The organism is Acinetobacter sp. CY17, from assembly GCF_059515825.1.
This window is the reverse complement of record NZ_JCAKMX010000003.1, coordinates 104,420-118,081: the sequence shown is the minus strand read 5'-3', so window position 1 is coordinate 118,081 and position 13,662 is coordinate 104,420. Positions and strand designations below refer to the sequence as shown.

Here is a 13,662-nt window from a genome sequence, read left to right as displayed (position 1 = left end):
GATGGTTTTCCCAAGCGCGAGTTAATGTGTGGTTTCAGACAAACGCACAACATATTCTGCCTGTTGTGTGTTCAGTGGCACGCCCAACTGATTTAAGCATTCGTGTACGGTCTCAACTTTGACCTGTGAAGGATTTAAAGCAGGATCAGCACGATTATTGAGTAAGCTGTCATCCATCATTCGGTGTTGTAAGCAGGTATTAATCTCATCAATCGCTACGCCTGAGGCTAAGGCTGGTGCGAACGAGGTCACGATAACCCGTACGCGTTTGGTTTCTACATTCACTTCTTTTAGATCGCTATTTTTTGCTGCCAAATCAAAGCGATTCATTTCAACAGTCGGATCGTCAGGACTGACCACAGCCACTTGTGTGACCACGGCTTTGCGGCTGATTGAAAACATACGCTCGGGATCACAAACCGCATTAATATCACCTGAAAGTGCCGAGCTCACCCCAGTTTTTTCAGTTATATTTAGGCGCTCTACTATACGAAATTCAGCTAAATCAAAGAATAAGCCTGTGCTTGCTTGCTCGCCCACTTGGGTCGGTTTAAAACAAAACTGTAATTCTTTACCCTGATGGCCCGCCAAGAGCACTTGACCAATCGGCGTACTGGCCAAATGACCAGCTTCATTGGCATTAAAGTTTTTTTCTAAATGATCTAATGCAACATCTGAGGTTTGCATCAGTAAAGTCTGGACTTGAGCATGCGTGGCAAGTTTAAGATTAAACATACTGTGTCGGATGGCATACAACCCGACCATACTGATTAATAACAATAAAATCAGCACTACAATTAAAGTGGCTCCTTGCTGCTGTTTCATGGGCCAACATCCCCTAAACCGCCATTTCTTAAAGCAATGGTCGTGCTATAGATTTGACGCATAAATTGATCATCAGGCACACGAATACTACGGTCTAAAACCTGATAAGTGCTGCGATTTGCATGCGGCACTTTTTCATTGGAACGTACCAACCATGCTAAATTAACCCCAACAATGGCAGGTCTGACTTGCTGTGTATCACTTAACGCTAAGGCATTATAAGCAGCAACATCTAGGGTGCCGCGGCGTTGATCTGGATGACGAATCAACAATTGCACGCGCATATATTCAACATTATTGGCAATTAAGTGTCCCTCACTTTGCCCATAATCCCCCATTAAGGTTTCGCTGTGTTCAATAGTTAGTGTCTCTTTATCACCGTCTAGCAAACTTTGTGGGGTCAATTCACCTTTGGCCACAAAAAAACTATCGGAACAATATAAATCGGCTGATTGATCAGCACTTTTCTTCACATAATACTTTTCAATCACATACCAGCCTTTTTGCAGTCTGCTAAGGCTGCGATTCGGCCCGCGTACCAAACGCCCAGTACAAGTGCGCATCTCCATCGGTGCTTGATACATAATGACCAATTGATCACTGTTAAGACCAGCAATAGCACTCGGATTGAGCGCAGTCGCTGAGACATAATTGCTGCCTGAGACCCAAGTGTCCGCCACTTTCAAACCATGCAAGTTACCCTTGAGCTGTTGTTGTTCATCAACATATTGGCTAGATAGCACAATACCGCCATGTAGGCTTTGATCATTGATCACAGCGGCATTGCCATGATTAGCCAAACGAATATTTTTAGTCACCGCACTTAAACCAAAGACTCCACTGTCTTGGACGGTGGAAGCTGCTTGTTGAATTTGATAATTGACTTGTCCACTGATAAAAAGCTGTATGGCCACCGCAACTAAAATTAAACCGATGGCAATCGCCACCATCAGCTCAATGAGGCTAAAGCCAACTTGCTGAAAGTTACGCATTAGTATGCCTCCAAGACCAGACAATCTGGATTGTCTGCATATCGACCAGCATCATTGGCTATGCTGTCTGATTCGGTTCCATTATCATTTAAACAACGCTGCTCAATGTGGCGTGCAGCCACAATGGGCTGCGTTTCATTCCAAGATGCAATTAAGCAGAGTCGGCTTTGCTGGACAGAAGTATTGGGGCAATCGGCTACCCCAATTTGAATGAGTTTGCTCTTAGCAAGCTGTTGTTGTTGATACAAGTCCACCTGCGCTTGTTGATTGGGGCTACAATCTTGCGTCTGGGCACAGCTAGGCAGCTGTTTAGGTATCACCACACGGTAGTCGGCTTGAGCATTGAGACGGATTTTTTCCGCCAAACCATGCAGTAGAATTAAAGCATCAGAGCGCTTTAAAGCTTCTTCTGTGGCGACTGTGGCACGTACTTGCAGAGCCACAAAGCCTAAAATGGCCACGGATAAAATCAGCATCGCCACCAAGACTTCCATAAGACCCACACCCTGTTGTTGCTTTAAGCTCATGAACAAGCATTCCCTTGCACCATTTCCACATGACCTGGCATGTAAACGGTGATGGCATAAGAACGTTCACTGCTACACAAGGTAATCGTTTGCTCAGTGGTATAGCCTTGTGGGCTAAATACAAAGGCTGTTGCACTATCACTTTGTAGTTCAACTTTAGAATCTATCGCCACTAACGTGGTCTTCTTGTTTTGTTGCGCACTGCTCAGGTTTTGAGCATCCGCTAAAGCTGTTGCACAATTGGCCTCAGTCATACCAGCGATCATGGGGCAAACCACTTGCTCACTGCTGGTGAGCACCGCTTGACTACGTGCCTGTTGCAAACCGATTTTTAGCTCAATGGCGGCTTGCTTGAGTTTCTGATTTTCTAGCGCATTGGCCAAAGAAGGCGTGGCGATCATGGTAATAATTGCCAATACAGTTAATGTGACCATCAATTCAATCAGGGTAAATCCGCGGATTTTATGTACTGACCAGAGTGCTTGCTTCAAATCTGCTTACCTTAAATTCATAGATCAAATAAATTGTTTAAGGCGAAAGATTAGCACATTGAAAATAGTTGAAATTTACACTATTATTCAAAATAATGCATAACTGATCACATATTTATGTATTACTGCTATCTAGATAAAAGAAAAAATCGCCTTCTGCCGGATGAATGGTACAAGGCGACAGATAAAAAAACCAACTAAATCGATCAGATTACCAGCAAGTTAGGACGCTTTCTCAGCTCAAGAGGCTTAGATGTCTTTTTATTAAGCTAAATTGCCACTAAATCACGAATGCATTTATTTGGCATTTCCTGCCCTTGACCTTGTGCAATAATTTGACCACGCGCCATCACTGTATAATGATCTGCTAACTCTTCGGCAAAATCATAGAATTGTTCCACTAAAATAATCGACATATTTCCACTTTTTTTTAGGCTTTCAATCACCCGTCCAATATCTTTGATAATCGATGGTTGAATGCCTTCGGTGGGTTCATCTAAGATCAAAACTTTGGGCTCTGAAGCCAAAGCACGGGCAATTGCCAGTTGTTGTTGCTGTCCTCCTGATAAGTCACCACCACGGCGATATTTCATCTCCTCTAAAACAGGAAAGATCTCATATAAGTGCGCTGGTACAGTTTTGGCTTTACTGCCTTTAAACTTGGCCATACCAATTAAAATATTTTCTTCTACTGTGAGGGTTGAGAAAATATCACGTCCTTGTGGCACATAGGCTAAGCCAGCACGAACCCGCTGTTCAGGACTCATTTTACTAATGTCTTTACCCTCTAATAAAATTTGCCCAGATTTAATTGGCAAAATTCCCATTAAGCATTTGAGCAAGGTGGTTTTACCCACCCCGTTACGCCCTAGTACCACTGAGCATTGACCCAATGGTGCAGTAAAGGACACATCACGTAAAATATGACTGCCACCATAAAATTGATTGATGCTGTTAATCTCTAACATAAATCTCTCCTTAGCGGCCTAAATATTTTTCAATGACGTCTTCATTGGCTTGGACTTGGGCCAATGTACCTTCGGCTAAAATCGCGCCTTGAGCCAATACCGTGACTTTTTCACTAATGGTGTCAATAAAGCTCATATCGTGTTCCACCACAATTAAGGTGTGATTTTTCTTGAGCTCTAAACATAACTCTGCGGTACGTTCGGTTTCGGCGTCGGTCATCCCTGCCACAGGTTCATCGAGTAAAATGAGTTTGGGCTGCTGCATCAGTAACATCCCAATTTCTAACCATTGCTTTTGTCCATGTGACAATAAGCCTGCAGGTTTATTGACTAATTCTTGCAGACGAATTTGCCTGAGTGAGGCATCTAAAGCATCTTGTGCCTCACCGCTTAAACGGCTAAAAAAGCTCTTTTTGACGCGTTTATCTTTAGGTGCTGCCAACAGTAAATTTTCTAGTACGGTAAAATTTTCAAATACCGTAGGTTTTTGAAATTTGCGTCCAATACCAGCTTCAGCAATTTGTTCAGTGCTCATTTTGGCCAAATTGTAGTTTTGCCCAAAATAGACACTGCCTTCGGTAGGACGGGTTTTTCCAGTAATCACATCCATTAAAGTGGTTTTACCGGCACCATTTGGCCCAATAATGCAGCGTAACTCACCTTCATTGATATACAGGGATAAATCATTTAAAGCGCGAAATGAGTCAAACCAAACGCTGACCTTTTCTAGATATAGTGCGACACCATGAGTAAAATCAGCACCGTCGGTTTTAGGACGGCCATAACCCTCGACAGCATGCCCACCATGGGGTTGTTGTACCAGCATTAGACATCTTCCTTATTCTTTTTAAAGCGATCGAGCAACCCAATCACGCCTTTAGGTAAAAATAGCGTTACCACAATAAATAACGCGCCTAAAATTAGCAGCCAAAATTCTGGTGCAGCCACGGTAAAGTAGGTTTTAACCCCGTTAATTAAACCTGCCCCCAAAATTGGACCAATTAACGTGCCGCGTCCACCCGCTGCTACCCAGACTGCCATTTCAATTGAGTTAACAGGGTTCATTTCGCTCGGGTTAATAATTCCTGCTTGTGGCACATATAAAGCTCCGGCAATTCCGGCAATCACAGCAGATAAGACCCAAGCAGAAAGTTTGTACCAAAGTGTACGGTAACCTAAATATTGCAAACGGTTTTCACTGTCACGAATAGCACCCAATACACGGCCATAAGGCTGATTCATTAAATGGCGTAAACCTATAAAGCACAGCAATAACACCAATGCCGTTAAAAAACATAGGCTGGCACGCATGGGCGCCGAAGTAATATCCAAACCTAAAATGCTTTTAAAGCCAGTAAAACCGTTATTACCGCCAAAGCCAGTTTCATTTCTAAAAAACAATAAGGCTGCGGCAAAGGTCATGGCTTGAGTAATAATGGAAAAATACACGCCTTTGATTTTGGAACGAAAGGCAAAATAACCAAAAATAAAGGCCACTAAACCAGGTACCAACACCACCAAAGCCAAGGCCCAAGCAATGTATTCTGTGCCGACCCAATACCACGGTAACTCATTCCAACTTAAAAAGCGCATAAACTCTGGTAAATCATTGCCCGCTGATTCACGGGTTAAATACATGCCAAAAGCATAGCCACCCAAGGCAAAATATAAACCATGTCCTAAGCTTAAAATGCCGGCATACCCCCAAACTAAATCTAGCGCTAAAGCCACCAAAGCCAAACACATGATCTTGCCAATTAAAGTGACCCAGTAGGCTGATAAATAAAAACTAGAATCACTGGGTAATACATGTAGCCACGGCAATAATAGTAAAATCGTAAAACACACTGCAATTGCGGCTGCACTGATGGGTTGATTACCCAATAAACCATAGATACCGCGTGGTTTACGCTGTAAATCAATCATCGATTTGGAAGTTAAAATTTCTGTTTTCATTGTATTTACTCCACAAATCGACCTTTAATCGCAAACAAGCCTTGCGGACGTTTTTGAATAAATAAAATCACCAAGATCAACAGTAAAATTTTTGCCAGTACTGCGCCCATGCCAATTTCTAAGACAGTGCCACTAATGCCTAAACCTAATGCCGCTAAAACCGCACCTAACACCTGTCCTACACCACCAACCACCACCACAAGGAAAGCATCAATAATATAGGTTTGCCCTAAATCTGGGCCGACATTACCCACTTGTGCCAAGGCACAGCCTGCAAGGCCGGCTAGCCCCGAACCTAAACCAAAAGCCATCATGTCAATGCGACTAGAGCGAATACCTACCGCACGCGCCATTTGACGGTTTTGCGTCACTGCCCGGACAAATAAACCAAAACGGGTTTTATTGAGCAGATAAACCAAAATCAGCAGCACAGCGAGGGTAAAGACAATAATCGCAATGCGGTTATAAGGCAGCATCAGGCTAGGCGTTAAAGCAATGCCACCTGAGAGCCATGCAATATTCGACACTTCAACGTTTTGCGCGCCAAAGATCATACGTACCAATTGCATTAAAATTAAGCTCACGCCAAATGTTGCCAATAAAGTTTCTAATTGACGACCATATAAAGGACGAATCACCGTGCGCTCAATCAGCATACCAATCAAACAACTGACCAAAAATGCTGCAGGAATGGCCACCACTAAGTACCAATCTACATAGCTGCCTAAATAGCTTTTAAACAGGCTTTGCACCACATAGGTGGTATAGGCACCAATCATAATCAGCTCACCATGGGCCATATTAATCACGCCAAGCAAACCATAAGTGATAGCAAGACCAAGCGCAGCCAGCAGCAAAATACTGGCACTACTTAAGCCTGAGAAAATATGCCCCGTCCATTCGCTGGCTTGAATACGAGTTTGAATACTGCTTTTGGCTGCCGTTAACGCTGCAGCTAAATCAGGATGCAGATTTGGACTATTTAATTCTTGTTCAATGAGCGCCAATACATCAGGACGATTGGATTCTGCCAATACATTGACTGCTTGAACTTTGGTTAAAATATTATTTTGTTGTAAATCTAAGCGCGCTTTGAGCTGCGCTAAACGCGCTTTAACTTTATTATTTTGCTCATTTAAGTACAGCCCACTGATGTGCTGATGATCTAATTCAGCTAAGTTATTTTCTAAAATGTCTATCGCAGCGAGACGCTGTTGCGGGTCTGCGGATTTTAATTTGACTTGTGCTTGAGCAAAGCTTAAGGCCTTACGCAAGGTATTCACTAAGGTGACTTCAGAGAGATCGATTGGCCATGTCTTCACAACTTGACCGCTTTGATAGGCGATTAATGTACTGTCATCTTGTAAAATAAATGTTTGACCAGTACCGTCTGTATACAATTGATTTTGATTTAAGTATTCAACCAATTGATCTAATTGATCAACACTGCCCGGCCATTGATTAAGTAAAGCACGGCGCTGACCAAAATCACTTTGCACAAACTGTGCAATCGGATCACGCTGTTGAATCTGGAGCGTTGCTTCGGCTCGTGCTTGAGTTAAACTTAAACTAGAAAAAATTAAAAAAAAGGCAAAAAAATATCGTATCAGCATAACTATCCCCAAAAATGATGGATCACAAGCCCATAGCCATGCTATGGGCTAAACGCTTAAATTATTTAGGGATATAGGGGCTCCATGGCTCAGCTTGAATGGTATTTGGGGTTTTATAGACCACATCAAATTGACCATCGACACGAATCTCACCAATCATGACTGGTTTATGTAAATGGTGATTGGTTTCATCCATTTTTAAGTTATAGCCCGATGGCGCAGCAAAGGTTTGACCTTTCATGGCTTCGCGGACTTGATCGACATCGGTTGTGCCCGCTTTTTCCACTGCTTGCTTCCACATATGGATGCCTACATAGGTTGCTTCCATTGGATCATTGGTCACCACTTTATCGGCATTTGGTAATTTATATTCCACTGCAAACTGTTTGTATTTATTAGTAAACTCCTGATTACTTGGATTTTTAACCGACATAAAATAGTTCCATGCCGCCAAATGACCCACCAGTGGTTTGGTATCAATACCGCGTAATTCTTCTTCACCTACCGAAAAGGCCATCACTGGAATATCAGCGGCTTTAATGCCCTGATTTCCTAATTCACGATAAAACGGGACATTGGAATCCCCATTAATAGTGGAGATCACTGCCGTCTTTTTACCCGCAGAGAATTTTTTGATATTACTAACAATCGTTTGGTAATTGCTGTGTCCAAATGGGGTGTATTCTTCCATGATGTCGGCATCCGCGACGCCTTTGGATTTTAAGAAAGCACGTAAGATTTTATTGGTGGTACGTGGATAAACATAATCAGTGCCTAATAAGACAAAACGCTCAGCCTTGCCACCCTCTTCACTCATCAAATACTCAACAGCTGGAATGGCTTGTTGATTAGGTGCCGCGCCAGTATAAAAAATATTTTTAGACTGCTCTTGGCCTTCGTATTGCACCGGATAAAATAATAAGGCGTTTAACTCTTCAACCACCGGCAACACCGATTTACGCGATACCGATGTCCAAGCACCAAAAATCACCGCGACTTTATCTTGAGTGACCAATTGCCGCGCACGCTCCGCAAACAAAGGCCAATCTGAGGCTGGATCTACAATTACAGGTTCAAGCTTTTTGCCCAGCACCCCACCATTGGCGTTAATTTCATTAATGGTCATTAACGCCGTGTCTTTCAGCGATGTTTCTGAAATTGCCATCGTGCCTGACAAAGAATGTAAGATGCCCACTTTAATGCTGTCGTTACTACTGGCTTGCACAGGTGTTTTATTGTCAGCTGCAGGTGCAGCGTTATTTTCTGATTTAGAGCAACCTGTCATAAACATTGCAGCAGCGACTGCGGCTGCAAGTAGTGATTTTGATGCTGTCGTGTTATGCCACATAATGAAACCCCATGAATAGATATTTGTTTTTTCTGGGGGTATCAATTCAATTTCTGTGCCAAAGGCTTTATCGTAACAATGAAATTTCAAATGAAAATAAACAAATAATTGAAATATATTAACTTATTACAAAAATTTAACCATCTGGTTAAATTAAATGAGTAAGGTAGGCAACCTAATCTGTTCTAAGACCAACACGTCTGGGGCCAAGTAAAGCGAACAAAAAAAGGGCATTTAAGCTTAAATTGCTGTCAATAATGTGCTCTTTTTTTATGCATTCTTAGCGTTTATGAACGAAGAGTGGGCAATGCCATGCTTTCAAGCTGCTCAATCGGCATAGGACGCGCCAGTAAATACCCTTGTAATTGCTGACAACCCAAACGACTTAAAATATCAGCCTGTTCTTGATGTTCAACACCTTCTACCGTGACCAATAAACCTAATTTTTTCGCCAGCTGAATAATACTTTCCACAATCATTTCATCTTTAGAGTTTTCTTTTAAATCTAAAATAAAACCACGATCGATTTTCAGCTCATTGACGGGTAAGTTTTTGAGATACAAGAAACTAGAATGCCCCGTGCCGAAATCATCAATTGACAGTTGAATGCCCATGGCACGCAAGCGTTTAAAGCTTTGAATACTGGTTTCAATATGATGCATGGCTGTCGATTCGGTCACCTCCAACATCAAATGCTTTGGATTGACAGGATATTGGCTAAACAGTTGTTCTAAGGTCGAAAATAGATTTTTATGTTCAAATTGCACTGCAGATAAATTCACTGCAATGGGGAAGTAATTGCGCCCTTGTTGCTCCCAAACTTGGATTTGTTTGAGCGCTTCTTCAATCACCCAATAGCCCATTTGAATAATTAAGCCAGTCTGTTCAGCGCCGCGGATAAACATATGCGGGCCAAGCAAGCCTAAATGTGGATGCTGCCAACGAATTAACGCCTCAACCCCACAAATACTTTGATCTTTACAATTAAATTTAGGCTGATAAAACAAGGTAAACTGTTGTTCTTCCACTGCTTTATATAAATCGTTAATCAGTTTACTTTGACTCTTAATATCTTGCTGCTCAAGACTGTAATTATAAATTGAATAGGTATTACGGCCTTGAAACTTAGAGGTCAGCATGGCTGCATCGGCATTCATTAATAAATCTTGTAAATTTTGCCCATGTTCAGGATAAATCGCGATGCCAATACTGGCCGAAACATTGATTTCCTTCCACGCAATTAAAAATCGCTCTTGTATCGCCAGCAGAATGTGTTCAGCCAGTTTAATCGTATGTTCAATGTTGGCGCGTTCAATAATCAGTAAAAATTCATCGCCGCCAATGCGCAGCAACTTTTCATTTTCCGACAAATTACGATGAATACGCGCAGTCATCTGTACCAGCAATTGATCACCTACATGATGCCCAAAGCCATCGTTGACCGTTTTAAATTGGTCTAAATCAATATATAAAAAAGCTAATTTATGATGATGATACTGATGATAGCTAAATAGACTTTTCGCATATTCATTTAAAAAAGAACGGTTTGGTAGCTGGGTTAAACTATCTAGTAAAGCCTGATTAGCCAATTGCTGATTGAGCTTAAACAGTTGCAGGCTACGTTCTTCAAGCCGCTGATCCATAATCGCCACAGCGAATGCTGCTAGCAAAATTAAGCTGGTCACAAAGATCACACTAAATAGCAAAATGCCCTGTTCAGAGGCCAGCAAACTTTGAAAAACGCGATGACTGACAGGGAACCATTGCACCGCTGCCATGCCCGAATAATGCATACCAATAATAGAAATTGCTAACATCAAGGCAATTAAAAAACGAAAGATCGCTTGATGACGTACTTTTTGCTTGTATTTAAATGACAGCCAAAAGGTCAGGCCTGTACCGCTAATAGCAATTAAAAATGAAAGCAGCACCAACAGCAAATTGTAATAGGCTTTATGCCCTTCGACCACCACCCCAAGCATACCGACATAGTGCATCCCTGTGATGGCGATGCCCATTAAAAATGAGCCGAGTACCAAACGAACCAGTGATAATTTTTCTCGCGTATTCAGCCAAATGGCAAGGGTAGAAGCAAAAAATGCAATGACATATGAAGCGATGGTGAATAAATAATCGATCGTATACGGCGCAGGAAAATTACAGGCAAGCATACCCATAAAATGCATACACCAAATGGCTGCACCTAAGATTGCACCGCTCACGAGCAAAACAATTTTTTGTAGCTCTTTACGTAAGCCTTTAAAAAGCAACTGTTCAATTGAAATGGCAAAATAACACACCACTAAAGCCACAATCGCTGAGCCTGTCACCAGACTTAGGTTGTAATGGACATGTACCATCATTTATTTCCATAGGCTTGATTTGTCTAGGCTGCAGTCAAAACACTGCACGAAAAACTTCCCCAAATGTAGACGCATACTACAAGTTTTTTGTTAGACAAATAAGTGCGTCAAGAATCTAACACTTCGGCATTGAGGTCAAGTAGCAAGCGATTATTGAGGGCACGGATTTGCCGCTTTTTTAGGCATTATTAGAGTTTTTACTCCAATTTATTGCTTAAAATCAAAAAAAGCCGAGCAAACTCGACTTTTTTAGAATACGTAATTAAAGATTAGTTTTTAGCAGGTGTTTTTTTCTGCAATGCAGCATAGTCCAACAGTACATGTGCTGACTCAATTACAAAGACCTCTTCTTCAGGCAGAGCTGGACGCTGTGCAACTTTCATTTTGGCACGTGCTTCTGCTAAAGCTTCAATTGAGGCTTGATAACTCTCCCAATTGCTATAAGGTTTTTGCCCTGTAGCACTACGGCGAGCATTCTCAGCCGCCAGTGTTTTTTGCTCTAAATCAAGCAGTTCAGCACGGCGTTGATCTAAATCGAGCACCACACGTTTTTTCTCTTCAGCTTTTTTGGCCAAAGCTTTACGCTGCTCTAGATATTTAAACTGTGGATCAAGGTTCACACGTACTTGTGAGCTTTTCGCCAGCTGTGCAACATAAGGCTGCACCGACCCTTCACGTTTAAATGGCGCAGTGGCAATGGTATCCCACTCAAGTGCATTTTTGGCCTTACGTTCACCAAACTCTTCATTGTAAATATCAACTAATTTAATGTCTGGAATCACGCCTTTATTTTGGGTACTTCCCCCAGTAATACGGTAGAACTTACGCTGGGTAAGCGTGGCTTGACCATAGGCCAAACTATCCAGTTGGACTTGTGCCGTACCTTTACCTGTGGTTGGACTACCAATCACAATACCACGTTCATAATCTTGAATCGCAGCTGAGTAAATTTCACTGGCCGATGCTGAAGCTAAGTTAATCATCACCGCAAGTGGACCTGCATAGGTTTGTCGCCCGCCATCATTGTCTTCAAAGACACTGACATTGCCATTGCCATCACGGATTTGTACCACCGGACCCGATTTAATCACTTGCCCTAGCATACGTGCTACTTCTTCGAGTGAACCACCGGGGTTATTACGTAAGTCAATAATAATACCGGCCACGTTTTGAGCCGCCAGTGCCTTTAAAGCATTGTTGGTATCTTCAGAAACTGAGCGATATTGATCACCGGCACGGCGCGCACGATAGTTTAAGTAAAATGATGGAATCTCAATGACGCCAAAAGTATGTTGCTTGCCATCACGGCTAATTTGTACCGTACGACTACGTACCCCTGCATCTTCCTCTTGAATCACATCACGGGTTAAAGTCACCACACGTGCTTGACTTAAAGAAGCCCCTGGCCCTAATAAACGTAAATTGACTTTGGTACCACGTTTACCACGAATTAAGCCCACGACTTCTTTACTTGGCCAACCAATCACATCAATAATTTTTTCGCCTTCTTGGCCAACCCCAATAATCCGATCACCCGATTTGACCTGACCTGATTTACTCGCAGGTCCACCTTCTACAATGGTTTCAATCTTGGTGTAATCTTCGTTACTACGATCTGGACGGATCGAGACCCCAATCCCCTCTAACTGTAAAGAGGTTTGACGATTTAGCTCAATGGCATCTAGCGGTGGGAAATAGTTACTATGTGGATCATAAGTCAAGGTCATGGCATTGAGGGCTTTATCTAACACATCATCGCTTTTGAGACGACTGACCCGCTCTAACTGACGAGTATAACGCTTGGTTAAGGTCTGCTCTGGGCTTAAATCTTCAGGGCCAGACAGATCTTGTCCATTGGCTAAACTTGGATTTTCTTTTAAAGCCTTTTGTTTGGCTTGTTCTTCTTCACGGCTTAAAGTTAAGTTAATCAGCTGAGAGACCAACATTTTACGCCAGTAAGCTTGTTGCTCAGCTTTGCTGTTAAAGAACGGCGCTTTTTCACGGTCGGTATCAATAAACACGCCTTTTTGTTTTAAGTTTTGCGGTTTTTTGAGTTCTGCCAACATAAACTGATAAAACTCAGTTAAACGTTCGCGATACAGCGCATGAATTTCGTAAGGCCCGCTTAAATCACCTGCTTTTAAAGCAGCGCCTAAATTGGCCGCATATTTTTGCTTATATGCTGCCACTTCATCTTTTAAAAATAAGGAGTGATCTGCATCTAAGCTGTCGATATAAAAGTCAAAAATACGCTTAGACGTATCCGCATCTAAGCGCTGGTTTAAATAATGTTGACGATCGACCAATGTTGCCAATTGACGCGTCACTAAAGCTTGTTCTTGGGTAGGCTGAATTTGGTTTGCCGCTTGGCTCACACTCGTTTCATTGGCTGCAAGCGCTTCACTGACCACATGAGTGAAGAAGAATCCACCAGTTGCAACGGCAACTGCACACGCGATGGTTTGAAGTTTCATAATTTATAAAGTTTTCCTTCTTTTGGATCAGGCATGACTGCAAACGAATGCAACATATGCTACGAGATTCAATCTGTGTTTATCGTGTAGTTTTATCATAATCTG

General features: G+C 42.3%; 11 protein-coding genes. All 11 read right to left on the bottom strand.

Translation table 11 applies throughout. The annotated features are described in order from the left end of the window. Positions 1–21: 21 nt before the first annotated feature. The 11 genes from AC5YCI_RS03360 to AC5YCI_RS03310 all read right to left on the bottom strand — a co-directional run bounded on the left by AC5YCI_RS03360 (position 22) and on the right by AC5YCI_RS03310 (position 13,557). Positions 22–825 (bottom strand): hypothetical protein, encoded by an 804-nt coding sequence (locus AC5YCI_RS03360; protein WP_496128881.1) that lies wholly within the window; start codon positions 823–825, stop codon positions 22–24. Further along, positions 822–1,817 (bottom strand): PilW family protein, encoded by a 996-nt coding sequence (locus AC5YCI_RS03355; RefSeq protein ID WP_496175211.1) that lies wholly within the window; start codon positions 1,815–1,817, stop codon positions 822–824. Before AC5YCI_RS03355 ends, AC5YCI_RS03360 begins: the two co-directional genes overlap by 4 nt. Continuing rightward, positions 1,817–2,344, bottom strand: a complete 528-nt coding sequence (pilV, locus tag AC5YCI_RS03350) for a type IV pilus modification protein PilV (RefSeq protein ID WP_496175210.1) — start codon at positions 2,342–2,344, stop codon at positions 1,817–1,819. The genes AC5YCI_RS03355 and pilV overlap by 1 nt, the downstream gene beginning before the upstream one ends. Further along, the gene (locus tag AC5YCI_RS03345; protein ID WP_496175209.1) at positions 2,341–2,835 is read right to left on the bottom strand and encodes a GspH/FimT family pseudopilin; all 495 of its coding nucleotides are present in this window, start codon (positions 2,833–2,835) and stop codon (positions 2,341–2,343) included. The genes pilV and AC5YCI_RS03345 overlap by 4 nt, the downstream gene beginning before the upstream one ends. Positions 2,836–3,104: 269 nt before the next feature. After that, on the bottom strand, positions 3,105–3,803 hold the full coding sequence (gene urtE, locus AC5YCI_RS03340) for an urea ABC transporter ATP-binding subunit UrtE (RefSeq protein ID WP_496175208.1): 699 nt from the start codon (positions 3,801–3,803) through the stop codon (positions 3,105–3,107). A 10-nt stretch (positions 3,804–3,813) separates the two neighbouring features. Further along, complete coding sequence (urtD, locus tag AC5YCI_RS03335) at positions 3,814–4,629, bottom strand: urea ABC transporter ATP-binding protein UrtD (RefSeq protein ID WP_496175207.1); 816 nt, start codon at positions 4,627–4,629, stop codon at positions 3,814–3,816. Continuing rightward, positions 4,629–5,729, bottom strand: a complete 1,101-nt coding sequence (gene urtC, locus AC5YCI_RS03330) for an urea ABC transporter permease subunit UrtC (RefSeq protein WP_496128996.1) — start codon at positions 5,727–5,729, stop codon at positions 4,629–4,631. Before urtC ends, urtD begins: the two co-directional genes overlap by 1 nt. A 35-nt stretch (positions 5,730–5,764) precedes the next feature. Continuing rightward, a complete protein-coding gene (gene urtB / locus AC5YCI_RS03325; protein WP_496175206.1) occupies positions 5,765–7,372 on the bottom strand; it encodes an urea ABC transporter permease subunit UrtB in 1,608 nt (535 codons plus the stop codon). Positions 7,373–7,433: 61 nt separating this feature from the next. Beyond that, positions 7,434–8,663, bottom strand: a complete 1,230-nt coding sequence (urtA, locus tag AC5YCI_RS03320; RefSeq protein WP_496175260.1) for an urea ABC transporter substrate-binding protein — start codon at positions 8,661–8,663, stop codon at positions 7,434–7,436. Between the two features lie 344 nt (positions 8,664–9,007). After that, a complete protein-coding gene (locus AC5YCI_RS03315; protein ID WP_496128994.1) occupies positions 9,008–11,080 on the bottom strand; it encodes a bifunctional diguanylate cyclase/phosphodiesterase in 2,073 nt (690 codons plus the stop codon). 272 nt (positions 11,081–11,352) lie between these two features. After that, positions 11,353–13,557, bottom strand: a complete 2,205-nt coding sequence (locus AC5YCI_RS03310; protein WP_496128875.1) for a carboxy terminal-processing peptidase — start codon at positions 13,555–13,557, stop codon at positions 11,353–11,355. Positions 13,558–13,662: the final 105 nt, after the last annotated feature.